The 25166-nt window shown below is 67.8% G+C and carries 18 protein-coding genes; 3 read left to right on the plus strand and 15 right to left on the minus strand.

Annotated features, from left to right (window positions below):
- Positions 1 to 116 precede the first annotated feature (116 nt).
- The 3 genes from E1263_RS06840 to E1263_RS06850 all read right to left on the minus strand — a co-directional run bounded on the left by E1263_RS06840 (position 117) and on the right by E1263_RS06850 (position 4764).
- A complete protein-coding gene (locus E1263_RS06840) occupies positions 117 to 1364 on the minus strand; it encodes an MFS transporter (RefSeq protein WP_132166318.1) in 1248 nt (415 codons plus the stop codon).
- Between the two features lie 109 nt (positions 1365 to 1473).
- A complete protein-coding gene (locus E1263_RS06845; RefSeq protein ID WP_132166319.1) occupies positions 1474 to 2502 on the minus strand; it encodes a LacI family DNA-binding transcriptional regulator in 1029 nt (342 codons plus the stop codon).
- A gap of 99 nt (positions 2503 to 2601) precedes the next feature.
- Complete coding sequence (locus E1263_RS06850) at positions 2602 to 4764, minus strand: discoidin domain-containing protein (protein ID WP_132166320.1); 2163 nt, start codon at positions 4762 to 4764, stop codon at positions 2602 to 2604.
- Positions 4765 to 5026: 262 nt separating this feature from the next.
- Here E1263_RS06850 and E1263_RS06855 point away from each other — a divergent pair, with 262 nt between their 5' ends.
- The gene (locus tag E1263_RS06855) at positions 5027 to 5977 is read left to right on the plus strand and encodes a DUF1996 domain-containing protein (RefSeq protein ID WP_238161105.1); all 951 of its coding nucleotides are present in this window, start codon (positions 5027 to 5029) and stop codon (positions 5975 to 5977) included.
- Between the two features lie 60 nt (positions 5978 to 6037).
- Here the strand turns inward: E1263_RS06855 and E1263_RS06860 are convergent, their stop codons facing one another.
- The 5 genes from E1263_RS06860 to E1263_RS06880 all read right to left on the minus strand — a co-directional run bounded on the left by E1263_RS06860 (position 6038) and on the right by E1263_RS06880 (position 10505).
- The gene (locus E1263_RS06860; protein ID WP_132166322.1) at positions 6038 to 6766 is read right to left on the minus strand and encodes an SDR family NAD(P)-dependent oxidoreductase; all 729 of its coding nucleotides are present in this window, start codon (positions 6764 to 6766) and stop codon (positions 6038 to 6040) included.
- Positions 6767 to 6777: 11 nt separating this feature from the next.
- Entirely contained in the window at positions 6778 to 8010 is a 1233-nt protein-coding gene (locus E1263_RS06865) for an SAM-dependent methyltransferase (RefSeq protein WP_132166323.1), read from the minus strand.
- Complete coding sequence (locus E1263_RS06870; RefSeq protein ID WP_238161106.1) at positions 8010 to 8735, minus strand: DUF1365 domain-containing protein; 726 nt, start codon at positions 8733 to 8735, stop codon at positions 8010 to 8012. Before E1263_RS06870 ends, E1263_RS06865 begins: the two co-directional genes overlap by 1 nt.
- Positions 8732 to 10000, minus strand: coding sequence for an NAD(P)/FAD-dependent oxidoreductase (locus E1263_RS06875; RefSeq protein WP_132166325.1), 1269 nt, complete (start codon positions 9998 to 10000; stop codon positions 8732 to 8734). The genes E1263_RS06870 and E1263_RS06875 overlap by 4 nt, the downstream gene beginning before the upstream one ends.
- Positions 10001 to 10070: 70 nt before the next feature.
- Positions 10071 to 10505 (minus strand): SRPBCC family protein, encoded by a 435-nt coding sequence (locus E1263_RS06880; protein ID WP_132166326.1) that lies wholly within the window; start codon positions 10503 to 10505, stop codon positions 10071 to 10073.
- A 159-nt stretch (positions 10506 to 10664) separates the two neighbouring features.
- Between E1263_RS06880 and E1263_RS42605 the strand changes: the two genes are divergently transcribed.
- Positions 10665 to 10808: a hypothetical protein gene (locus E1263_RS42605; RefSeq protein ID WP_165956522.1), complete on the plus strand. Its 144-nt coding sequence runs from the start codon at positions 10665 to 10667 to the stop codon at positions 10806 to 10808.
- A 62-nt stretch (positions 10809 to 10870) separates the two neighbouring features.
- On the opposite strand, the gene E1263_RS06885 is transcribed toward E1263_RS42605, so the two are convergent.
- From E1263_RS06885 to E1263_RS06910, 6 genes are all read right to left on the minus strand, one after another.
- Positions 10871 to 11545: an NADPH-dependent F420 reductase gene (locus E1263_RS06885; protein ID WP_132166327.1), complete on the minus strand. Its 675-nt coding sequence runs from the start codon at positions 11543 to 11545 to the stop codon at positions 10871 to 10873.
- Complete coding sequence (locus E1263_RS06890) at positions 11542 to 12579, minus strand: LLM class flavin-dependent oxidoreductase (RefSeq protein ID WP_132166328.1); 1038 nt, start codon at positions 12577 to 12579, stop codon at positions 11542 to 11544. Before E1263_RS06890 ends, E1263_RS06885 begins: the two co-directional genes overlap by 4 nt.
- A 73-nt stretch (positions 12580 to 12652) precedes the next feature.
- Entirely contained in the window at positions 12653 to 13300 is a 648-nt protein-coding gene (locus tag E1263_RS06895) for a nitroreductase family protein (protein WP_132166329.1), read from the minus strand.
- Between the two features lie 26 nt (positions 13301 to 13326).
- A complete protein-coding gene (locus E1263_RS06900; RefSeq protein ID WP_132166330.1) occupies positions 13327 to 14556 on the minus strand; it encodes an MFS transporter in 1230 nt (409 codons plus the stop codon).
- A 53-nt stretch (positions 14557 to 14609) separates the two neighbouring features.
- Positions 14610 to 15506 (minus strand): chorismate transformation FkbO/Hyg5 family protein, encoded by an 897-nt coding sequence (locus E1263_RS06905; RefSeq protein ID WP_132166331.1) that lies wholly within the window; start codon positions 15504 to 15506, stop codon positions 14610 to 14612.
- Between the two features lie 11 nt (positions 15507 to 15517).
- Entirely contained in the window at positions 15518 to 22759 is a 7242-nt protein-coding gene (locus tag E1263_RS06910; RefSeq protein WP_132166332.1) for a type I polyketide synthase, read from the minus strand.
- Between the two features lie 211 nt (positions 22760 to 22970).
- Here E1263_RS06910 and E1263_RS06915 point away from each other — a divergent pair, with 211 nt between their 5' ends.
- Positions 22971 to 23354, plus strand: coding sequence for a cysteine/serine endopeptidase inhibitor (locus tag E1263_RS06915; protein ID WP_132166333.1), 384 nt, complete (start codon positions 22971 to 22973; stop codon positions 23352 to 23354).
- 37 nt (positions 23355 to 23391) lie between these two features.
- Here the strand turns inward: E1263_RS06915 and E1263_RS06920 are convergent, their stop codons facing one another.
- On the minus strand, positions 23392 to 25122 hold the full coding sequence (locus E1263_RS06920) for a cation:proton antiporter (RefSeq protein WP_132166334.1): 1731 nt from the start codon (positions 25120 to 25122) through the stop codon (positions 23392 to 23394).
- Positions 25123 to 25166: the final 44 nt, after the last annotated feature.

Below are 25166 nucleotides of genomic sequence, written 5' to 3' on the forward strand. Positions count from 1 at the left end.
GGTGCATCGCAAGGCGGAGGGAAGGGCTCGATGTTTTTCCATCGTGCCCTTTCCTCCAACGCAGCGAGGTGCCCGCCTGGGCGTCGCCAGTGCCAAGGTTTAGACGCGACACACCACTAAACCGGCTCTTCGAGGTAGTCGCGCATCTTCGGGATGGCGGAGAACAGCGGCGGCAGGAACGACAGCACGTTCAGCGCGGCCGCGATCCAGAACACGTTCCGGAGGCCGATCGGGTCGACCAGCAGACCGCCGACGGCCGCGCCGATCGGGATCACGCCCCAGGTCGCGAACCGGAAGACCGAGTTCATCCGGCCGAGCAGGTTCGACGGGGTGACGGCCTGGCACAGGCTCACCTGGAGGACGTTGAAGATGTACGCGCCCAGGTAGATGACGAAAAGTCCCAGGGCGAACGTCGCCACTCCACGTGACAGCGGCAGAATCACCGAGCCACCGGCGAACAGCACGATCGCGGCCATGAACGCCGTACCGGTACCGAGCTTGCGGGCCAGCGGTTCGGCCAGGAGCGCGCCGACGACACCGCCGCTGTTCCCGACCGCGAGCGCGATACCGATCATCGCGGGTGCCAGGTGCAGCTCGTCCGAGGCGAACACGACCTGGAGCGCGAGGACCGCGGCGAACGCGAGCTCGGCCAGCGTCGCGCAGAGCAGCAACGGGCGGATCAGCGAATGCCCGAAGACGAACCGCATCCCTTCGACGATCTCGCGCCGCAGGTCGAGCTTCTCCTCGGTCGGGATCGCGCGCGGTGTCTTCGGAAGGCGCAGCACGAAGTATGCCGACGCCAGATACGTGACCATGTCGGCGAAGAGCGCCAGCGGTGCGGTCAGCCACTGGATCAGCGCACCGCCGAGCCCGGGACCGCCGATCTGCGCGACGGACCTCGAGAGCTCGAGTTTGCCGTTCGCGTCGACGAGCCGGCTCTCCTCGACCAGCGCCGGCAGCAACGACAGCTGCGCGACATCGAAGAAGAGGGTCCCGAGGCCGATCACGAACGTGACGCCGTACAGCAACGGCATGCTCAGCACGTCGAGCCACAGTGCGACCGGAACCACCAGCAACGCGGCCGCCCGACCGAGGTCGGCCAGCACCATCACGGTCCGCAGCGGCAGCCGCTCGACCCAGACGCCCACCGGTAGCCCGACCAGCATGATCGGCAGGTACTCCACCGCCCACAGCAAGCCGACCTCGAACGCCGAGGCATCCAGGAAGAAGAGCCCGACCAGCGGCAGCGCCAGCAAGGTGACATTGGTTCCCACCAACGTCGCCGTCTGCGACAGCCAGAGGTCGCGGAACCCTCGTTCGCGCCACAGACTGCGGCTCAGATCAGGCATCCATCGAGTCGCCACACCTACTCCTCCCGGCCCTAACGGAGCCCAGAGTTCACCACCGTTGCCGCACGCCTGCCCCAACGTCCGGCAACGGGCCGGTGTACAACCCCGGGCTACCCGGCTCGGGTCAGGCAGACTCGCGGCGGAGCAGCTCGGGCTGGAAGATCACCGAGGCCGGTGACAGGTCGGGGGTCGCGATCTGGTCGAACAGCATCGAGGTCATCTTCGCGGCCATCTCCTCGACCGGCTGCGAGATCGTGGTCAGCCGCGGGCGCGACATCCGGCTCGGCTCGCTGTCGTCGAAGCCGATCAGCGCCACGTCGTCGGGGACCGATCGGCCCGCGTCGCGCAAGGCGCGCAGAGCACCGATCGCCATCAGATCGTTGGCCGCGAAGACCCCGTCGATGTCCGGCATCGTCGTCAGCAAGTCGATCATCGCCTGCTCACCGCTGTCGGCGGTGAAGTTGCCGCGGGCAACTTCGACGTACGGGATGCCCTTGCGTTCCATCGCGCGCTGGAATCCGGCGAGCCGGCTGTTCGCCGCCGGGAGGTCGGCCGGGCCGGCGATCGTGGCGATCCGGCGGCAGCCCCGCTCGGCGAGCTGGTTAGCCGCCAGCGCGGAGCCGGCCTCGTGGTCGAGATCGACGAAACTGATCGGGACCGGATCCGACGGACGCGCGAACAGCACGGCCGGGACACCCGCATCGACGAACAGCCGCGGTAGTGGGTCTCCGGCGTGAGTCGAGACCAGGATCGCTCCCTCCGCGTTGCTGCGCCGGACGAAGGAGAGCGCGTCCCGCCGCGCGCTGTCGGAGTCGGCCAGCAGCAGCGTCGGGTGCATCGCACGCTCGCGCAGGTAGGTGACGACACCGCCGGTGATCCGGCCGAAGAACGGATCCGCGAACACCTGGGCCGCTGAGCCGTCGGAACCGGACATGACCAGCGCGATCGTGCCGGTACGACGGTTGACGAGCGTGCGGGCAGCCGCGTTCGGGACGTACCCCGTGGTCTCGATCGCCTCCTTGACGCTCCGCACGATGTCCTCGTGGACGGTGTCCTTCTCGTTCACCACACGGGAGACGGTGGCGCGCGAGACGCCAGCCACGTCGGCCACATCCTGCAAGGTCACGCTACGTCGAGTCGCTGCCTGCTTCATGGCACCGGATGGTAGCTGGGGCACGCGATTTCTCCTCAAAAGTTATCCACAGGGTGCGGCGGCCCCAGGTGGTGGGCCGCCGCACCAGTCGGTGGAGGATCAGCGCTTGTAGATCCCGAACTCGTACAACGAATACCCGAACCCGGTCCCGCGCGCGGTTCCGGTCAGCCGGACGTAGCGCCCGGTTCCGCCGGTGGTGATGTCGTCGACGTCACCGTTCCCGGCAGAGGTGTTGTAGAGCGCTCTCCAAGCGTTCCCGTCGTCGGAGACCTCGATCCGGTACTCGCGAGCAAACGCTCCCTCCCAGATCAGCTGGATCTGGTCGAACGACTGCACCGAACCGAGATCGACCTGCACCCACTGCGGATCCGCCCAGTCGCTGGCCCAGCGGGTCGCGTTGTTCCCGTCCGTCACGTTCGACGGCGGGTACGGCGCTCCGTTGCCAACCTGCTGGTACGACGAAGCTGTCGCCGTCTTGCCGCGCGCGATGTTCGTCCCCGCGGTGGGCGGCGCAACCACCCGGAACGACCGGGTCTCGATGCTGACGTTCCCCTTGCCGTCGCGGACGTAGTCGTACAGCTTCCAGACCCCGAGTCGCTGCGGCACCGTGACCGTGAACGGACCGTTGCCGCTCGACGGGGTGGTGACGAGCGCGCCGCTGCCGTCGATGTACTTCCCACCGACCTTGAACTCGTGAGAGAGCGCGTCCCCGTTCGGATCAGTGACCGCGACGTTGACCGAGATCGTCCCGCCGGCCGGGGCATCCGTGGTCCGGCTCAACGTCATGTTGGTGATCACCGGCGGCGTGTTGCCACCAGCGGGACCGCCGAACGCCTGCCGGATCGCGTACCAGGCCAGGCTCTTTTCGTTGCCCGGCGTGATGTTGAACCAGACCGCACCGAAGTCGTTCTCGTTGCCGTAGTGGAACAGCGTCGCCCCCAGCGCGACACCGGCGTGCCCGAGGATGCAGTTCCACGCCTGCGTGTAGCCGTCCCGCTTCTGGACGTCGGTCGGCTGGTTCGGTACGCCGTTCGCGTCGTTCGGAACCTCCCATTCACCGGCCGGTCCACCCTCGGTGAGGATGTACGGCTTGTTGTAGCCACCGTTGATCCAGTCCTGCTTGACCTGGCAGACGTGGCCGTAGGAGTTCACCGCGAGCAGGTCGAGATCCGGCGAGTACTGCTTGTAGTACGGCCAGGCGCCGGTCCATGCATCGGTCGAGGTGACCGGGTGGTTCGGGTCGATCGCGTGGATCGCCTTGGCCGCGTCGTTGACGAAGGTCGCGTAGGCGATCCGCTGCTGCTCGAGCTCGGCGCCGGAGTAGCAGTTCTGCAGACCCAGCACGGATTCGTTGCCGACGCTCCAGATCAGTACGCCCGCATTGTCCTTGTACTCGGTCGTCCAGCGACGGATCTCGGCGAGCATCGTGGTCTTGTAGTTGGTGTCGGTCACGTAGTTCGCGCAACCACCGCTGCCAGGTCCACCACCAGGCTGGAGCCAGTAGCCGGCGACGACTCGCATCCCGTTCGCCGCGGCCGCATCGAACAGCGCCTTCGAGGTCCCGTCCGTGCCCCAGGTGCGCACGGTGTTGACGCCGATCGCCTTCAGCTCGGGCAGCCGCTGCGCGGCCTCGCCCACCGGCGGTCCCCAGGTCAGGCCCTTCACGGTCCAGGGCGTGTTGTTGACCAGTAGCTGCCAATTACCTTGGCTGCCGGCGATCCGAACCGTTCCGGTGCCCGGCACCGGTCCGCTGTCGCCCGGCGTACCGAAGACCTTGAACTCGAACAGGGAAACGCCGTACCCGTTGGCTCGGGTCGTGGCGAACACCCGCACGTAGCGGCCGCTGCCGCTGACGTTCAGCGTCTCGGTGCCGCCGTGGCCGGTGGTCGTGCTGTAGATCGGGTTCCACTGCTGGCCGTTGGCCGAGACCTCGATGCGGTAGCCGGTCGCGTACGCCGCCTCCCACTGGAGGACGACCTGCTCGACCGTGGCGGTCGCGCCGAGATCGACCTGCAGCCACTGGTTGTCGGCCCACTCGCTCGACCATCGGGTGTTCGCATCACCATCGACGGCGGCGGCGGGCGCCGTACCGGCTCCTTCGGAGGTCGACGCAGTTGCGGTCTTGCCTTGGGACAGCAGGGTCGCGGCCTGCGCGGGAACGGCCGACACCACCAGGTTGCCGAGCGCCACCACCGCCACTGCGATCAGGGCAGCGGCAATACGTCGGCGTCGGCGGGCTCGGAGAGCGGGCAAAGGGTTCATCGGGCGGACTCCTAGTGCGGGAGAGGGTGAGAGAGCGCTCTCTCGCGGACCGATGGTTGCCCGCGGCTCCAGGCCCTGTCAATGCCTCGCACCACAGGTTTTACGCTCAAAGTGGTTCCGGAACTACGGAGGGTTGACAGCGTCCAAGGCCCGGATCATGGTGTTCCAGAGAGCGCTCTCCCGTGATCCTTCCGACCGCGGGCCCCCGATCACCGCCCCGCGGACATTTCCTCTGACAGCAGGCCCACACAGGAGGAGTTCCGTGTTCACACACCGAAGAGCCAGTCACTCGAAGAGGAGAGGGTTGTACGCCGGTGGCACAGCCGTCGGCGTCATCGCCGCCGTACTGACTGCTTTCGCCGGCTCGACAGCGCAAGCAGCCGATGAGGTGACTCACCACGAGTTCCAGGTGAACTGCACCGTCGACCACCGCGCCACCGACGACCCGATCGTATTCCCGAACATGCCGGGTGCTTCCCACGAGCACAGCTTCGTGGGCAACAAGACCACCAATGCCGCGACCACGCTTAACAGCCTGAACGCGGCCGGGGCCTACCAGACGACCTGCCTGAACCCCGACGACCTGTCGGCGTACTGGTGGCCGACGATGTTCCGCGGCAACGACCCGATCATCCAGACCTGGCACCAGACCATCTACTACAAGTCCGGCATCCTCGACTACACCAAGGTCCGGCCGTTCCCGCCGGGCATCCGGTACGTCGTCGGCAGCCCGACCGCCACGCTGGCCTCGTTCCGGGACTCGCCGGGCACCGTCGAGGGCTGGGAGTGCGGCGACACCGCGCACAACTGGGACTTCCCGGCCAGTTGCCCGGCGGGCACCCAGCTCAACATCCGCTACCAGGCCCCGAGCTGCTGGAACGGCCGCGACCTGGACAGCGCCGACCACAAGAGCCACATGGCCTACCCGGTCAACGGTTCCTGCCCGGCCTCGCACCCCAACCCGGTGCCGATGCTGGAGTTCAAGATCGCGTTCCCGGCCGACGGTGACGAGTCCGCCATCCGGCTGGCGAGCGGACGCGGTTACTCCTGGCACTACGACTTCTTCAACGCGTGGGACGTCCCGACGCTGGCGGCCCTGGTGAGCCACTGCATCAACGGTGGCCTGCAGTGCAACTCGCGCGGCTTCGACCTCTACAAGCCCAACCGTGGTCAGGTACTCGGCGACAACTACCGGCTCCCCGGACGCCCCTGATCTCCTGCGGTGCCGGGGAGGGCAGCCCTCGGCACCGCAGGATGCCACTGCACAATCGAGTTAGGGCTTCGGCTTGAACAGCCTTGCCCACAAGCGATCCGGCACCAGCGGCGCCAGCTTCGCAAAGATCCCCATCTGCCACGGGAACACGATCCGCGCCTGCCGCCGTTCGATGCCATCGGCAATCATTCGGGCAGCGGCCGGCGCGGTCACCATGAACGGCATCGGGAACTGGTTGTCCGAGGTCATCTCGGTGTCGACGAACCCCGGCAGGACCGTCAGTACGTCGATACCTCGCGGCGCCAACCCGACGCGGAGAGCCTCGAGCAGGTTGATCTGCGCTGCCTTGGTGGCGCCGTACGCCTCCGATCCGGGCAGGCCGCGGAGACCCGCGACCGAGGAGATGCCGACGATCATTCCGGCGCCCTCCAACAGCGGGATGACTGCCTCGATGCAGTGCGCCATCCCGGACAGGTTCACGTCGAGGTGCTGCTGGAACGACTCGGCGTCGAACTCTTTCAGCTGCTTCCAGTACCCGGCACTCAGTACGACGATGTCCAGGCCGCCGAGCTCGTCGACCACCTGCGCGGCTGCCCGCCGTACCGCGGGGCCGTCGGTGATGTCCACCGGTACGACGGCCATCCGATCGCCGGCGAGATCGCGCAGAGCGCTCTCTCGGCGCGCTGACACGGCAACATGCGCGCCACGCGCATCGAGAGCACCAGCCAACGCAGCACCGATCCCGGATGATGCGCCGACGATCCAGATCCGCCGTCCGGTCAACTCCACAAACTTTCTCCCTAACTTGAGCGAGTGAGCGCGAACTGCGCCACGTTCAGGTACCCCGACCGGAACCCTGCTTCGGAATAGGCCAGGTAGAACTCCCACATCCGCCGGAACACTTCGTCGAACCCGAGCCCGTCAACCCGCTCGGAGCTCGCGGTGAAGCGCTCTCTCCAGAGTCGCAGGGTGCGCGCGTAGTCGGCACCGAAGTCCTGCTGGGCGGCGACGTCGAGCCCGGCGGCGGCCCCCATCGTGCGAATCACCTCGACGGACGGGATCAGCCCGCCCGGGAAGATGTACTCGTGGATCCAGCTCTGGCTGTTGCGCGTGGTCAGCAGCCGGTCGTGCGCCATCGTGATGGACTGCAGACCGAAGCGACCGCCGGGCTCGAGCCGGTCGGCGACGGTCGCGAAGTACTCCGGCCAGTACTGCTCGCCGACGGCCTCGATCATCTCGACGCTCACGATCGCGTCGTACCGGCCCTGCACGTCGCGGTAGTCGCAGAGCTCGACCTCGGCGTGGACGCCGGCCTCGGAGATCCGCTTGCGGGCCAGGTCGCGCTGCTCCGCGGAGAGCGTGATCGAGTGCACCTCCGCACCGCGTTGCGCAGCCTGGATCGCGAGCTGCCCCCAACCGGTACCAATCTCCAGCACGCGCGCGCCCGCGGTCACCCCGGCCAGGTCGAGGATGTTGTCGATCTTGCGGCGCTGCGCAACAGCGAGCGGTTCCTCGTCGGACGAATCGAACAGCGCTGAGGAGTACGACATCGTCGGGTCGAGGAAGGTCGCGAACAGTTCGTTCGACAGGTCGTAGTGATGGGAAATGTTGGAGCGTGCACCGACGCGATCGTTGAGCCGCGCGATCGGCTGGTCCACCAAGCGGCGCAACCGCTGCAGGCCGCCCGGCACCAGCTCGGCGAGCTGTCGCGCGAACACCGTCAGCAGATCGGCCAGGTCAGTGCCGTCCCCAGCCCGCCACTCCCCCGCCATGTACGACTCCCCGAACCCGACCTTGAGGTCCTTGCCGAGCCGATCGAAGAACCGGTCCGACACCACCTCGAACACCGGACCGGTCCCGGTGCGGGCGCGGCCCGGCAGCTGCACCGCGACGGGGAGCTGCCGCGTTGCCTGGTTGAAGATCTGGCGAGCGACTGCGGCGCGCACCGGGTACTGCGGGACGCGGGCGACGCGAGGCCAGCGGGCCGAATCGATGACCGTCGAAGTGCGGTCGGTGGCCTGTGAGATGGACATCAGGCTCCTTGAAGTGGAGTGTGCGGTGGACGGTGAACGACAGGCAGCCTGCGCAGCCAAAGGGCAATGCCGTGCAGGCGGATCAGCAGTGACACCTGATAGGTGACGAACGGCGTACGGGCGGCAACAGCCAACCGGGTACGACGGGTTGCCGCGCGCGGGCGACCGGTGAACGCGGCACTGAAGGCGCGCGCGCCTTGCTGGTGCAGGTTGATGGCGACCGCGACGCGATCGGGTGTCAGGTCGAGCACCACTTCGTACGTGCCGTCGACGGTGAAGAACGGCGACACGTAGAACGCTTTCTCGACGGTGAACCGGCCGTCCGCGGTCGGATGCGCGAGGTACGAGTGGCGTTCGCCGTACGTGTTGTGGACCTCGAGCACGACCCAGCGCAGGCTTCCGTCCGGTGCGAAACACCAGAACACGCTGAGCGGATCGAACACGTAGCCGAAGCTCCGCGCGTTGGCGAGCATCAGCACCTGGTCGTCAGGTTCGAGCACCTCGTTCTGACCGGCGATGAACGAGGTGAGGTTCTCGCGCAGAGAGCGTTCTCCCCCGTTCAGGTGATCAGCCGGACGGAACGACGCGAGCGGGCGGAACGCCGGCAGATCGTCGATATCGACCAGCCATTGGTACGTGCGGTACCGAAAGCGATGCCGCCGCGGCAACTGCCTCGTGTGCGCTACCCACCCGGGCACGATGGCCGGGAGAGACAGACCGTTCACCAGGCCGCGCCGAACTTCGCTGCAGCCTCGACTCCGGAGCGGCAGCCGTCCTCATGGAAGCCCCAGCCGAGATGGGCGCCGGCGAAGGCCAGCCGCGGTCCACCGGCCGAGCGCAGCGACTCCGCGGCAGCGACCGACTCAGGCGTGAAGATCGGGTGGGCGTACGTCATCTGGGCGACCGTCGCCGACGGGTCGACCCAGCCTTCCGGGTTGAGCGTCACCAAGTACTGGTCGGCAGCGTCGAGCCCCTGTAAACGGTTCATCCAGTAACTCACCAGAACCTGGGACTCGTCCGCGTGACAGTCACGCAGGCGGTAGTTCCACGACGCCCGCGCTCGGGCGCTGTCCGGCAGCACAGAGGTATCGGTGTGCAACCAAGTCGGGTTCACCGAATAGTCGAAGGCGTCGAGCAAGGACTTCTCGTCCGGCGTCGCATCGGCGAGCAGGTCGTGCGCGGTGTCGGCGTGGGTCGCGAGCACCACGCGGTCGAACGAGAGAGCGCGATCTGGCGTCACCACCTCGACCGAATCGTCGTGCCGCAGGACGGCCCGCACCGGCGCGGACAGCCGGACATCGCCGACCTGCTCGACGACGCGATCGACGTACGTACGTGATCCGCCCACGACCGTCCGCCACTGCGGCGATCCCTTGATGGCGAGCATCCCGTGGTGATCCAGGAACTGGAACAGGTACCGCGCCGGATAGCGCCCGGCATCGGCCGAGCCGCTCGACCAGACGCACGACACCAGCGGGATCGCGAAGTGCCGGACGAAGTACGGGGAGAACTGTTGCTCGACCAGGAAGTCACCCCAGGTGAGCGCGGAGTCACCGGAACGCAGCACAGAGAGCGCTTCCCGATGGAATCTCCGGACCTCTCCCAGCATCCGCAAGAACCGCACATCGGCGACTCGGCGCGGCTGGCTGAAGATCGAGGCCGCACCCCGGCCCCCGGCGTACTCGAGGCCGCACCCGTCACACCGGATGCTCATCGACATCTCAGTGGGTTGGGTCTGCACTCCGAGCTCGGCGAAGAGCCGTAGCAACTGCGGGTACGTGCGCTCGTTGTGCACGATGAACCCGGAGTCGACGCGATTCTCTTGCCCGCGGCTGTCGACCAACGCATGGGTATGCGCATGGCCGCCGGGGCGATCGTCGGCCTCGAAGACCGTCACCCGATGGGTGTGCCGGAGCAGATACGCGGCCGTCAGGCCGGCCACCCCGGATCCGATCACAGCAAGAGCAGGACGATCGTCTCTCGTGGTCACATCGCTCCCTCGGCGCAGAAAGTTCCTGTCACCGCTCTTCGGAGCCGACGGGTGGTCCGGATGCGTCAGGTCAGAGATTTCCCAAAACTTCGCGCAACCGCTGCGCCGCCTCGTCGCCGAGCTTGGCGAACTGCCGCCCCAAGAACGGCACCGCGAGCCGTGCCACGCCACGGAACTCGAACTCGGCCAGGTATGTGAGCTCGGTCTCACCGGGACCCACTGCGCGCAGCGTGATGGTGTCGCTCGCCGTGACCGTTTTGTTCACCCCACGGAACCGCAACCGCTCCGGCGCACTCAGCTCGACGACCGTGTAGACGAGCTCGGTCTCGCGGCCGTTGAAACGCGAAATGTTGCGGTACGTCGTCCCGACGCCCCCACCGCCGTCCAGACGCGTCGTCCGCACGGTCCCGGGGTCCCACTCGTTGGTCTTCTCGAAGTCCGCCAGATAGCCGAACACGGTCTCCACCGGTCGCCCGACGGTCAGGACCCGCTGAATCGTCACCATGAATCTTCCTCACCGACCGGTCACTGCGACCGCTCTCATCCGACCCGGTACCCGCCCTCGAACCCTACGCCCGGGGTTCCCGTTGCCGACCGCAACAAAGTTGTGCGAAACGTTCGGGCCCTCCGGAACGATAGGCAGGCTGGGAGGGGGTGATCCGGTATGTCCGAGGTGACTCGCCGGTTGGTGGCGCTGCTACGTCTGGTCGAGACAGACCGCACACAGCCCACGGTCGCGGACGACGATGTCCTGCTGGACACCACGTTCGGCCGAACCTCGGCGGAGTTCCCGATGGACCGGTACTAGTACTGGTCCTCGGGCTCCGCCGCGGCGGTGCACCCCACCCCAATCGGGCGCGGCCCAGTCGGCTAGCTCCGAGCCGCCTGGACGACGAGGCCGCGCGGCGACTCGGGGAAGCGGTCGAGCATGTCCTGCAGCTCGCCGGCGGTGACGTTCGCGCCGAAGGTTTCCGCACCGGGCTCCAGCCCTACGCCGGCGGCCAGCGGGCCGGCGATCACCGGGTCGAAGCCGAGGTCGTCGACGATCGCCGCGACCTCGGCCGTCTCCAGCGGCGGTCCGGCGACCGCGATCGCCTTGCGTCCGGGCGATCCGGCCGGCAGCGCGCCGTCCTCGAGATCGTGGTAGCCCATGTGATTGAAGGCCTTCACCACCACAGACTCGGGGAGGAACTCCTGGACGATCTCGGACGACGAGGTCCGCGGATCGGTGAGGTCGTCGCGGATGCCGTCCACCTCCCACCAGTAGTTCATCGCGTCGACCACGAGCTTGCCGCGCAACGCCTCGACCGGGATCGTCTGGTGCTTGCCGAGCGGCAGCGCGAGGATCACCACGTCCGCACGCGCCGCCGCGTCGGCCGCGGTCGTCGCGACCGCGCCGGGCGTCACGACCTCTACGATCAGCGCGATCTTCGACACCGCACCCGACCCCGCGATCAGCACCGGATACCCGGCCGCGATCGCGCGCCGGGCAAGGACCGTACCGACCTTGCCCGCGCCAAGAATCGCCACCACAGGCTTGCTCATGACTCCTCGGCCAGGATCTCGCGCACCATCGGGATCACCTTGCTGCCATAGAGTTCCACGGCGCGCAGGCGATCAGCGCCCGGCACCGAACCGGCCGAGTAGATCAGGTCGAACCGGCCGACCCCGAGCTTCGTCACAGCGCCCGCGATCCGGCGCGCCACGGTGTCCGGCGAACCGACGTACAGGGAACCGTGCGCGACCTCGGCGTCGAACTCGGACCGCTTCACCGGCGGCCAGCCGCGCAGCGCGCCGATCCGGTCCCGCATCACCTTGTAGCGCGGGTAGTAGATCTCCTTGGCCGCCTCATCGGTGTCCGCGATGAACCCCGGCGAGTGCATGCCGACCGGCTGCGCGACCGTCCCGAACTGCTCGGACGCGCGCTTGTACAGATCCAGGTACGACGCGAACCGTTCCGGCGAACCGCCGATGATCGCCAGCATCAACGGCAACCCGTAGAACGCCGTACGGACGACGGACTGTGGTGAGCCACCGACGCCGACCCACGTCTTCAGCCGGCCGGACTCCGTCTTCGGATACACATCCGCGTTCTCCAGCGACGCGCGGGTCGTCCCCTCCCACGTCACCGGCTTCTCCTCGAGGAGCCGCGCGAACAGCTGCAGCTTCTCCTCGAACAGCACCTCGTAGTCGGCCATGTCGTAGCCGAACAGCGGGAACGACTCGGTGAACGAGCCGCGCCCGAGGATGACCTCGGCGCGGCCGTTCGACAACGCATCCACGGTCGAGAACCGCTGGAACACCCGCACCGGGTCGTCGGAACTGAGCACGGTCACGCCCGAGCCCAACTTGATCCGCGACGTCTGGCCGGCGATCCCGGCGAGCACAGTCTCCGGCGAGGAGATCGAGTATTCCGGCCGGTGGTGCTCACCGAGCGCGATCGCATCCACGCCCAGCTCGTCGGCCAGCACGGCCTCCTGCACCACCTGCCGGATCGCCGCCGCATCCGACACCAATTCGCCGCCTGCACCCTCGGGTACATCGCCGAAGGTGTCCAGACCGAATTCCAGCTCGCTCATGACTTCCCGCTCCGTTTCCACGCCAACAAGTCTAGGTTGACATGTCAACCCGCCTCAAGCGGGGTCTATTCCGTCACCACTGGTCGTAGTGGACGATCGGCTCCAGGTCCTTGCGCGGTCCGGGCTTGAAGTCGGTGCCGATGGTGTGCGCGACCGGGATCAGCACGCCCTGGCGGATGCCCTCCGGTACGCCGAGCAGCTCGGCGACCTCGGCCTCGTTCTGCAGGTGCAGCGTGGTCCAGGTGGTCCCGAGTCCGCGGGCGCGCGCGGCGAGCATGAAGTTCCAGGCGGCCGGCAGGATGGATCCCCACAGCCCGGCCTGGTTGCCCTCGGGCAGCTTCGGCGCGGTGATGCACGCGATCACGAAGACCGGCACCTTCCCCAGGTTGTCGCCCAGGTACGTCGAGCTGTCCATGACCCGTTGCTGGGTCGCGGCCGTCTTCTCGTCGAGCGCGGGCTTACCCGCGGCGGCGGCCTCGTTCGCGGCGAAGTACTTGTGCAGCGTGTCGCGGTAGTACGCCGCGATCTTCGCCTTCTTCTCGGGATCGGTGACGACGATCCAGTGCCAGGTCTGGCCGTTGCTGCCGGACGGGGCCTGGACGGCGATCTCGAGGCACTCACGGATCAGGTCGAGGGACACGGGCCGCTCGAGGTCGAGCCGCTTCCGCACCGCGCGGGTGGTGGTGAGCAACTCGTCTGGGTTCAGGTCAAGGGTGTACACGCATGTCAGTGTTTCATCCCGCCGGGCTACTCCGCGCCAGTTCTCACGATGCTTGACATGTCGCCCGCACGGCCGGCCGGATGGCGCCGTACGACGATCGGTATGAACGCACCCGCGATCCCGAAAAACGCCGCCGTGAGCAGCCAGCCCGGCCAGCCCCAGCTGACCGCGATCGTCGTCAAGATGAGTGGCGCGACCAGGTCACCGAGCTGATGCCCCATCGCGTACGCACCCTGGTACTGCCCCTGCGCACCGGGCGGCGCGAGCTCGAAACTGATCCCCCACCCACCGGCCGACTGCAGCATCTCCCCCAGCACGTGCACGATCGCCACCACGATCAGCAGCGCGATCGTCACCGGCCCCGACGTCACCTCGGTGATCGCCAGCACCCCACACGCAACCGCGAGCAGCAGCCCCGCCCGCCGACCAGCCCGCGCCGCACCGGTCAACTGTTCCGTCCCGCGCGCCGTACGCATCTGCAGCAGCACGACCGCGATCGCGTTGATGACGAGCAGTACGGAGATCATCCATCGCGGCGCATCGGTCGCCGTCACAATCCACAGCGGAATCGCGATCTGCGCCATCGCGTGGTGCATGTTCAGCACCCCGTCCAGTACGACGAAGCCAAGAAACGGCCGGTCCTTCAACGCCGTCAGCGCGGACGGCCCGTCGGAAGCTTTCACCCCGGCAACGCGCGGCAGCCCGAACTTGATCACCGCAGCCGTCAGGCAGTAGGTCACCGCGTTCGCGAGCAACGCACCGACGTACAGGCCGGGTTTGTCGAGAGCGAGCACGATCCCGGCGAGCGCCAGCCCGACGCCCATGCCGATGTTCGTGGTCACTCGCAGTACGGCGCGGGTCCGTACCCGCTGGTCGGCCTCCGACAACCCCGCGATCAGCGCACCCTTCGCGCCGCGCTGGCCCGAATCGGCAATCGCGGTCACGCCGGCAACAGCGACGTACAGGCCGAACGAGTGCACCTGCGTCAACGCACTCATCGTGATCGCCTGCAGGAGGAGGAATCCGATGTACGCCCGGTTCGGCCCGAGCCGGTCGGCGACCACGCCCAGCGGCGTACTGGCGATCAGCCCGATCACGCCCGCGATGGTCAGCCCGATCCCGACCTGCGCGACCGACAGCCCCGCCACCCGCGTCAGGTACATCGCCGCAAGGGCGGCGTACACCCCGTTGCCGAGCGTGTTGACGAGGGTCGCAAAGATCAGCCGGCGCACAGCGGGCGAGAAAGACGAGGTCACCCGCTCACTCAACCGCACGCGCTCCCCATCCACCGCTGGATTGCTGAATTCCGTCAGCCCACCGCGACACCCTCGATCTCCACGAGCAGCTCCGCGCGGCAGAGGTCGGTGACGACGTAGACCACGGATGCTTCGGGCGCGAACAGTCGCTGACACTCCCGCCGTACGGTCGGCAGGTCGTGCTCGGAGCGGACGTAGACCTTGACGTAGGTAAGGGCCTGGAGATCACCCGTCAGGACCTCCAGGTTCTCGGCCGTCACGCGGATCTGGCCGAGCAGGTCGTCGCGGTGCACGGTCGCGTGACCGAGGATGCCGGCCGTGCCGGAGACGAAGAGCTGGCCGGTCTCCGGCAGCCGGGTCGCGCGGGCGAAGGACGGCGAGCGCGGTCCGTACTGCCGCGGATACTCGTACGCCGGAACCTGTCGCCGGTTCTCGATCGCGACCTGCCCGCGCGTCCGGCGACTCAGCAGGTGAACCGTGATCCCCGCGACCGGCGAACCAACACCGGTCCCAGCCGGCAACGTCGTACCGAGTTTGTCGAAGGCCTCGGCCCGCCCCAGGCAGAAGTCCCGATAGATCTCCAGACCGTTCTCGTTCGGTTCGTTGATCCGGCCGACCGTGTTCCAGATCCGGAACACCTCCGGATAGCCCAGCCCGATCACCGCGTTCAGCAGCTCCAGATAGCTGTCCCGGACAGCCACCGCATACTCATCGGCCGCGGGCACGTGCACGGCGGCGAAGGCGTACTCACCCTCATGCCCGACAATCACGTCCCCGACCTGCTCGACCTGCACCGGCCGACCCGTCGTCCACACCTCATCAAACCCGTACGACGCCTCTGTCGCCACCGGAAGGTGGACGACGGGGACCCCCGCGACCGCGGTGTCGAACGACCCCGGCACAACGTGGCGGACGATGCCGAGCGGATGGGGAACGACGGTATCGACCAAACACTGAAGAGTCATCGCGCGGCCAGCCAGGTCCGGATCGCTGCCAGCGTCGTGGCGGCGTGATCGGTCAGCACGGTGTCGTGGTCGCCGGGGATCTGGACGAGGTCGTGTGGCAGCGACCACCGCGCCCGCCAGTCCCGCGTCGGCTCCGACGCCAGCATCTCGGGGGTCGGATCCGCCGCCAGCAACAGCGTCGGCACACCGGACGGCGCCGGTCGATAGCCGTCGAAGATCCGGCTGTATCCGCCGCTCGCCAGCAGCGCCGCATCCGCCAGCAGACCCTCAGGGACACGGCGCTCCGACTCGATCAGCGCCAGCGCCCGAGGCTCGTTGCGATCGCCCAGCCCGCTGTCGGTCTCGATCAGAACCACGCCGGTCGGCGCTCTCCCATCAGCCTTCAGCTTCGCCGCCAGGGCATCGGCGACCAGCCCACCGGCGCAGTGCCCGACCAGCGTTAGCGGCCGCCCGATCGGCAACGCGTAGGCCAGGACGGCGACGAGCGCATCGATATCTTCCGGGATGGTCGGGTCCGGCCCGAAGCCTGGATACGGCAGCAGGCTGAAGTCGTCCTTGAAGGCCCGCGGCATCCACTCGCCCAGCGTCACGTAGCTCGGCAGATAGACGAGTTCGCTCACCAACTCGATCGGCGGTAACGCATGTGCTGCCCGCTCCGAAACCCCGAACGTCGGCAACGCGGCGGACGCGAGATAACGCATCGCCATCGCCTCGGCAGGCCCCTGCTTGGCGAGCACCCGCTGATACAGCACCGCGAACGTGTCCGGTACCCGCTCGACCGTTCGAACCGGCGCAGCAGCGGCCAGGTTGGCGGCGAGCTCGGTCAGCGTCGGGTGCTCGAAGAGGACCGTGACCGGCAGGTTCAACCCCGTCAGCGCGTTCAGCCGACCCCGCAACTGCAGCGTGGTCAGCGAATCGAACCCAAGATCGCTGAACTCCCGATCCAGCGGCACCGACTCCGGATCCGGGAAGCCCAATGAATTCGCCACCTCGACCCGCAGCAGGCCCTGCAGCCGTGCCTCATCCGCACCTCCCCACTCGACGTCCGCCCTCGCCGCCGCTGCCTCGGCCGGCATCAGCTCACGCAGTACAGCGGGTGCGTCCGGCCGAAGCGCCGCGATATCCAACTGCAACGGCACCAGCACGGCGTCGCCCAGCTCGCGAGCGCGGTCGAGCATCGCGAGCCCGCTGGACAGGCTGATCGGCAGCACGCCATCGGACGGCGTACCGAGTCCGCTGCCCATGCCGTCGTCGGTAGCCCACAAACCCCAAGCGAGGGACTGCGCCGGCAGCCCCTCGGCCACGCGGAGCCGGGCCAGTGCGTCGAGGAAGGCATTCGCGGCGGCGTAGTTGGACTGTCCGGCGCGGCCCAGGACACCGACCGCGGAGGAGAACAACACAAAGGCTTGCAGGTCCAGCGATTTCGTTGCCTCATGCAAATACCAGGCGGCGTCGGCCTTGGCCGCCAGGACTGTCGCGAGCCGCTCGTTCGTCATCGCCGCGAACACGCCGTCGTCGAGCACTCCGGCGAGATGGAACACGGCTGCGAGCTCGGAGCCGCAACCGGCCACCAACCGGTCGACGGCCGCTCGATCGCCGACATCACACGCGATCGCCGTCACCTCCATCGGCAGTGCGGCGGCCCAATCCGGCAGCGTGCCACGGCGGCTGGCCAGCACCACACGGTCGAATCCGGTCGCCAGGTGCTCGACGACGATCCGGCCGACCGCACCCGTCGCGCCCGTGATGAGCGCCGTACCGTGTGATGCAGCCGGGGCCGGCTTGTTCGCTGGGGGTATCGCTCTGATCAGCCGGGGCACGAGCAGCCCTTGCGGCCGGACGGTGATCTGCGGCTCACCCAAGTCGACGGCTGCTTGCAGACCGGTCGAATCGGCAGGCAGGTCGACGAGGACAACCCGCCCCGGATACTCGGCCTGCACGCTGCCGACCATGCCCCACACGGCCGCAGCCGCCGGGTCCTCGGTTGAGTTGCCGGCGGCAACCACCAGGAGACCGTCGGCGGGCAACCGCTCCTGCAGCCAGCTGAGCGTCGTACCCAACAGCGCCCGCGCGCGCTCCGGCACCGTACCGGCGGCAATTTCACGCAGGTCGAGCAGCTCGAAGACCCGTCCGGTTGCCGCCGGCGCATTGGTGGGACGCCAGTCGACCCGGTACATCGATCGCCCAGCGGCCGAACCATCCAGCGCCCGCGTCACCAACGAGTCGATCGACACGATCGCCTGACCGGCCGAGTCGGTCAGCAGCACGCTAACCTCGTCCGGCCCGATGGGCGTCAACCGCACGCGTGCGGCCGCGGCACCGCGCTGCCAGACCCGCACGCCTTCGAACGCGAACGGAACCCGCAACCCACCGCCGCTCTCCCCCACCAGCAGCGCGCTGTGGATCGCGGCGTCGAGCAGGCACGGGTGAACGACGTACGACCCGGCCTCATCCGGGTCCACCGCAACCTCGGCGTAGAGCACCTCGCCAGATCGCCAAGCAGCAGAGATCCGCTGGAACGCCGGGCCGTACTCGTAGCCCTGTGCCGCCCACGCGGGATAGCTCACCGGCACCTTGAGCGCGTCTCCGGGCATCCGCTCCGCCGTTGGTCGCGCGGCTCCGCCTTCCTCGATGGATCGGACAGTCACATGCTGCGTCCACTCCGCACCCTGCCGCGCCCAGATCGTCAGCCCCTCGGGTCCAACGACGACCTGCACCTCACACTCCCCCGTGAGCACGAGCGGCGCCTGCAGCACGAACTCACCCAGCCGTTTGTTGCCGACGGCCTGTAAGGCGAGCTCGATCAGCACCGTCGCCGGTACGACGAGGTCGTCACCGATGCGGTGATCGAGCAACCATGGTTGACGATCTGTCGACAAGATGCTCGGGTACCGCACCTCCGGCCGATCCGCCGCCGGTTGCGCCGGACCCAGCAACGGTGCGTCGGACGGTGTCGCCTCCAGCCAGTATCTCTGACGCTGGAACGGGTACACCGGCAACTCGCGACGCTCGCCACCGAGGTCGGTATAGACGGCTGCCCAGTCGACCGCAGTACCGGCAACATGCAGCATCGCCAGGCCGTCAGCCAATCCGGTTCCCAACGACACCGCCGTACCGTCGACGGTCTCTTCGGTCAGCACAGCCAGTACGGCGGCCGGCCCGACCTCCGCGAAGGTCGTCGTACCGTCCTTGGCGAGCCACTCAACCGCATCCGCAAAGCGCACGGCCTCGCGCGCCTGGCGAACCCAGTACTCCGGATCGGTCAGCAGCTCGGATTCCGGCTGCCCGGTCAACGTCGAGATCACCCGCAGCTTCGGCGGCCGACTCGTCACCAGCTGCGCGACCTCGCGGACCTCTGCCAGCACCGGGTCCAGCATCGCCGAGTGGAATGCATACTCACCCCGCAGGCGCCGATACGAGCCCCCACATCGCTCCGCCGCCTCGACGACCGCCGCCTCCGGCCCGGACAGCACCACAGACTGTGGGCTGTTCACGCCCGCGATCGAAACCTCGAGGCCCGCAATCGCCTTCTCCGCTTGAGCTTCCGACGCCCGTACGGCGTACATCGCACCCCCGGGCGCCATCGCGGCCATCGCCCGCCCGCGCGCCGCCACCAACCGCACGGCATCCGGCAACGACCAGACCCCAGCCACATAAGCCGCTGCCAGCTCCCCCACCGAATGACCAACCACGGCCGTCGGCCGGACTCCTTGCGACTCCAGCAATGCCGCCATCGCTACCTCGAACGCAAACAATGCGGGCTGTGTGTAGTCCGTCCGATCCAGCAACTCAGCGTTGATGTCAGCCAGCGGCTGCTCCAGATAAGGCGCGAACTCCGCGCACACCGCCTCATACGTCCGGCGGAACACCGGGAACCGCTGCGCGAACTCAGTCGCCATCCCGACCCGCTGGGCGCCCTGGCCAGTGAACAAGAACACCGGCCGGCTCTCCCGCTGCACCACCCCGACCCGAACCGCCGGATGCTCAACCCCTGCAGCCAAACTCTCCAAGGCAGCCATCATGCCTGCCCGGTTTCCCGTCAGCACAGCAGCTCGCTGCCGCAATGCGGTCCGCTCAGTGGCCAACGAATACCCGGGATCCGTGCCCCCTGCCCTCATCACCTCCGCCAGCCGAGCCGCACTCGCCCGCAATGCCCCGATGTCGTTCCCACTGAGAATCCAGGGGGCTACCGAAGCCGTCGTGTCCCCACTGTTGTTCACGGCGGTTGGGGCCTCTTCGATGATCAGGTGGGCGTTGGTTCCGCCGATCCCGAACGCGGACACGCCGGCCCGGCGCCTGCGTTCACCCCGCGGCCAGGGTCTGGCGGTCGAGGCGAGCTCCACGGCGCCGCTCGACCAATCCACGTGCGGGGACGGCTCCTCGGCGTACAGGGTGGGTGGCAGTACGTCGTTCCGCATCGCCCAGACCGCCTTGATCAGGCCGGCGATCCCGGCCGCCGCCTGCGTATGCCCGAGGTTCGACTTCACCGACCCCAGCAACAGCGGTCGCTCCCGATCCTGCCCATAAGCGGCCAGCAGCGCCCGCGCCTCGATCGGATCGCCCAAGGCAGTGGCGGTCCCGTGGCCCTCCACCACATCGACGTCGGCCCCGCGCAGGCCCGCATCGGACAGTGCCAGCTGGATGACCTCCTGCTGCGCCTCCGTGCTCGGCGCGGTCAGCCCGTTCGACGCTCCATCCGAGTTCACCGCGGATCCACACAACAACGCGAGCACCGGATGACCGTTGCGCTGGGCATCAGTCAGGCGTTCGAGCACAACCATGCCCGCGCCCTCGGCCCACGCCGTACCATTGGCTCCGCTCGAATACGCGCGACACCGGCCATCCGGCGACAACGCCCGCTGCTGACTGAACGCGGTGAAGCCGCGCGGCGTCGACATCACCGTCGCGCCACCAGCCAACGCCAGTGAGCATTCCCCGGCTCGCAACGCCTGCGCCGCCAAATGCATCGTCACCAACGATGACGAGCACGCCGTATCCACGGTCAACGCCGGTCCACGCAATCCGAGCACATACGAAATGCGCCCTGACGCGACGCTTCCCGACGTCCCCAATGCCAAATGCGCATCCAGCTCCGGCAGGACAAGCTGAGACCCGTAGTCGCTCCCCATCAACCCGACGAACACACCCGTCGCCGAATCTCGCAGTGACCCCGGCGCGATACCGGCCCGCTCCAACGCCTCCCAGGCGACCTCCAACAGCAATCGCTGCTGCGGATCCATCGCCAGCGCCTCGCGCGGCGCAATCCCGAAGAAGCCCGGATCGAAGTCCGCCGCATTCTGCAGAAACCCGCCGCGTCGTACATAGGTCTTCCCCACAGCCCCGGGCTCCGGGTCGTAGATCGATGCGACATCCCACCCGCGATCGGTCGGGAAATCACTCGTCGCATCGATCTCGTCGCTCACCAACTGCCAAAGATCCTCCGGCGACCCCACCCCACCAGGGAACCGGCAGCCCAGCCCCACAATGGCAATCGGGTCAGTCGCATCCACGCGCCGATCAGCAGCTTCGGAAACCGCCATCGCAGGCCCGAGCCGCGCCGCCAGATGCTGCGCCAGGACAGCCGGCGTCGGATGGTCCCAGGCCAAGGTTGAAGGCAACGAGAGCCCGGTCGCAGTGCTGAGCCGACTCAGCAGACTCGTTGCCTGCAACGAGGTCAGCCCCGAATCCGCGAAGCTCACCAGCGGATCAAACGCACCAAGCATCCCCGCCAGAACCTCCAGCACGAATGCCTCCAGCCGAGCCGTCCGCTCCCCCAAGGCCAACCCGGAGAGCCCAGCCAGCGACGCGCCACTGCTGGCCAACGTGTGCCGCAAGACATGCCGCCGCGGCTTCCCCGACCCCGTCCGCGGAATCGCCGGCACGAAGATGATCTCCTCCGGCACCTTCCCCGGCGACAACCGCTCAGCACAAGCGAGCAGCAACTCCGCAGGACTCACCCCCTCAACAGCCGGTACGACGAACGCCACCGGCGCTTCCCCAACCGTCGGATGCGCGCGCCCGACCACTGCCGCGTCCTGCACCGCGGGCAACGCCAGCAGCACCTCTTCGATCTCCACCGGATCGACGTTCTCGCCACCCCGGATGATCAGATCCCCGACCTTGCCGGTGACCGTCACCCGCCCCGACTCGTCGACGCGGCCGACATCTCCGGTCCGATACCAACCATCCACCACAGCGTCCGCGGTCGCCTCCGGATGACCGTGATACCCCAGCATCAGCCCAGGCGTCGCAACCTGCAGCTCCCCGTCAACCACCCGAACCCGCACGCCGCCCACCGGCGACCCGCTCGTCCCGGTCCCCGACTCCCCTGGCGTCTCGGCCGCCATCATCCCGCACGTCTCCGTGCTCCCGTACGCATCCAGCAGCGGCGCTCCAACCGCCGAAGCAACCGCCGTACGCAGCGCCGAACCACTGGCCGCACCAGCAGTCAGGCAGAACCGCAGCGACCCCTGAACACCCACCCCAGCCGCCAGCAACTGGTGATAGGTCGCCGGTACGCCGGCCAGAATCGTCGGCTCGTACTCCGCCATCAGCTCGATCAACGCGGCAGGCTCCAGCCGACCGGTCATCCGCAGCGAGGCCCCGGCCTGCAGCACACCAAGGAAGCCCAACGAGTGCGCGAAGCTGTGTGACATCGGCAACGGCCACAGCAACCGATCGGTCGACGACAGTCCGAGCATCGCCTGATAGCAAGCAACCGGTGACCACAACGCCGCGCGCTGGGTCGAGACGACCGCCTTCGGCTTCCCCGTCGTCCCGGAGGTGTAGATCAACCACGCCGGATCATCCAGCCCGAGCGGCTCTGGAAGCTGTCCGATCGGCCCAGTCGCCAAAGCCTCGAAGTCCACCCCGGTCACCACAGCCGCGCGACCCGCGACCATCGGCACGTGCCGCGGATCCGTGATCAGCAACGCCGGCTCGCTGTCCGCGAGCAGATGGTCGAGCTCCGCCTGGGTGCTTTGCGGATTGAACAACACCGCCACTGCTCCGGCCTGAACAACCGCGAACTGCCCCTCGATCAGCTCCACCGAGTCGTCGAGCAGAAAGGCGACCCGCTCCCCGGGCCGCACCGGCAGGTTCGCCGCGAGCCGCTGCACGCGATCTGCGAGCCCCGCCCAACTCACCGTCCGCCGGATATCGGCGTACGCCGGATTGTCCCCGTACTCCCGCGCGTTCCGAGCCAACAGGTCCGGCAACGCCTCAACAACGGACGGCATGTCTCTCCCCAGATCGAACGACCGTGCTCTCCCCCGTTCACCTGAAGTCTGCCGAACGCGTTCAAGTCCGGGTCTCTGCGGTCGACTGAACAGGCGGGGGGAACCTGCGGGTCCGACCACAGGGTTCTGCCCGGAGGCTTGTCCCGCCGTCCGGGTGGTCGTTGAACTGGTCGCGGAAGCATTCCTCTACGCCCCCGAGAGGCAATCCCCCATGAAGAACAAGATCGCGAAAACCCTCGGTGCCGTCGTTGCCGTCAGCGCCCTTGCCCTGGGCACCAGCACCGCCTTCGCCGTCAACGGCCAGGCGTCCTGGTACAACGATGCCGGCTACGGCGCCTGCGGCACCCAGATCAACGCCAACACCGACTGGCTCGTCGCGGCCCCCGCCGCCCTGTGGACCACCGCCAACCCCAACAATGACCCGCTCTGCCAGCGCTCCATCCGGGTCAACTACAACGGCAACGTCATCACGGTGCCGATCCGCGACAAGTGCCCGTCCTGCGGGAGCACCAAGATCGACCTGAGCCGGCCGGCCTTCGCCAGCCTCGCGAACACCGACATCGGCATCATCAACATCAGCTGGGAGATCGTCTAAATCTTCGGGCCGGCGGGGAGGTTGCGGCCACCCCGCCTCACCGAGCCGGCTTGAAGCGCTGCTCGATCGAGTCGACGATTCCCTCGACCTGGCGGTAGGTGGCGGAACTGTAGGCACCGATGCTGCGTTCAATGCCGAGGGCATCGCGCATGGCATCGAGGTAGCGCCGCTGCACGACGGCCATCTGCTCGAGGCTGTCCGGCTTGGCCGCAGCGGCCGCTGGCAACTGGCGGCTGGCCGAGACCAGGCGCGGAATGATCCGCTCCTTCATCGTCGAGACCAGCTCCGGATCGAGCGGCTCGCCCGCAACGGTCTGCTCCTCCAGCGGACCCATCGCGTCGATCGCCGCCGCACCGATCTGCCGCAACAACGCCTGCGTCGCATCCCGCTTGTCCTCGGCGCTCTCGGACTGGAACTTCAGCCGCGCAATCACCCACGGCAGCGTCAATCCGAAGACCACCAAGGTGAACAGCGCCACCAAGAACGCCGCGAGCACCACAGTCGCAGCATGCGGAGTCTCCGCCGGAATCGTCTGTACGGCGGCCACTGTGACCACGCCGCGCATTCCGGCCCACGCCAGCACGAGAATTCCGCGCGACGTCAGCGGTTCACGTTCCTCGAACTCGACATCCGCGCGGCCGCGCGCCAACCGGCGCCGGGCCCAGGCGACTCGCGTCTCCTCCCGCTCGCCCTCCGGATTCAGCGAATTGAGCTTCTCCTCGTACTGCGTCAGTCGCGTGCGCTGCTGCTCATTGCGATCACCGCGCCCGAACCGGCCGGCCAACACCGGCCACGCCAGCCCGATGAATCGCAGCACCACCAGCAGCCCGACCACGATCAGAACCAGCCCGGTGATCTCACCGACCGTGGTCTCCGCGCGGGCCGCATCCACCAACTGAGGCAATTGGTAGCCCATGGCAAGGAACACGGCGCTCTCGAGGAGGAAGCTGATCGTCGTCCAGGTGGTCGCCTGGGTCTGCCGGTCCCGGGCACTGAACTTCTTGCTACCGCGAACACCGGTCAACAGCCCGGCCACGACCACAGCGAGGACCCCGGACGCATGCAGCTCCTCGGCCGGGAAGTAAGCCAGGAAAGGAACCGCGAACGAGATCGTTGTGTTCAGCACCGGATCGTCGAGCCGCTGCCGCAACATCACCGTCAGTACGCCGACCACCGCACCGATCAGCCCGCCGCCGATCACCGCCCAACCGAAGTCGAGCGCCGTGTGGCCGAGGCTGAACCCACCACCAACGACCCCGATCGACGCGATCGCCGTCCGCAACACCACCAGCGCGGAAGCGTCGTTGACCAGACTCTCGCCTTCCAGCACCGTCATCACCCGCGGCGGCAACCCGAGCCGATGCCCGATCGCCGTCGCCGCAACCGCGTCCGTCGGGCTCACCACCGCACCCAGCGCAACCCCGAGCGCGAACGAAATACTCGGGAACACGGCATGCACCACCGCCCCGATCGCCAGCGACGACGCAATCACCATCACCACCGACAACCACGCGATCAGCGACAGATTCCGCCGGATATCCAGCACCGGCAACTGCACCGCCGTCGAATACAGCAGCAGCGGCAACACCCCCGCCAGCACGATCTCCGGCTCGATGTGAATGACCGGCGTACTGGGCAGGTAACTGGCACCGATGCCCAACGCAACCAGCAACAACGGTGCCGCGACCCCGGTCCGCCGAGCAAACACCGACGCCGCAATCATGATCGCCAACGCAGCCCCGGCCACAAGCAAGATCTGATGGTCCACGCCAACGGACTCTAAGCCACCACCCCCTCCCCCGGACCGCCATC

The organism is Kribbella antibiotica (assembly GCF_004349055.1).
Lineage (GTDB): Bacteria > Actinomycetota > Actinomycetes > Propionibacteriales > Kribbellaceae > Kribbella > Kribbella antibiotica.

Coding starts and splice junctions, on each gene's coding strand:
- E1263_RS06845 (WP_132166319.1), bottom strand. CDS start 2,502: ATGAAGCAGGCAGCGACTCGACGTAGCGTGACCTTGCAGGATGTGGCC.
- E1263_RS06850 (WP_132166320.1), bottom strand. CDS start 4,764: ATGAACCCTTTGCCCGCTCTCCGAGCCCGCCGACGCCGACGTATTGCC.
- E1263_RS06865 (WP_132166323.1), bottom strand. CDS start 8,010: ATGTCCATCTCACAGGCCACCGACCGCACTTCGACGGTCATCGATTCG.
- E1263_RS06880 (WP_132166326.1), bottom strand. CDS start 10,505: ATGGTGACGATTCAGCGGGTCCTGACCGTCGGGCGACCGGTGGAGACC.
- E1263_RS42605 (WP_165956522.1), top strand. CDS start 10,665: ATGTCCGAGGTGACTCGCCGGTTGGTGGCGCTGCTACGTCTGGTCGAG.
- E1263_RS06885 (WP_132166327.1), bottom strand. CDS start 11,545: ATGAGCAAGCCTGTGGTGGCGATTCTTGGCGCGGGCAAGGTCGGTACG.
- E1263_RS06890 (WP_132166328.1), bottom strand. CDS start 12,579: ATGAGCGAGCTGGAATTCGGTCTGGACACCTTCGGCGATGTACCCGAG.
- E1263_RS06910 (WP_132166332.1), bottom strand. CDS start 22,759: ATGCCGTCCGTTGTTGAGGCGTTGCCGGACCTGTTGGCTCGGAACGCG.
- E1263_RS06915 (WP_132166333.1), top strand. CDS start 22,971: ATGAAGAACAAGATCGCGAAAACCCTCGGTGCCGTCGTTGCCGTCAGC.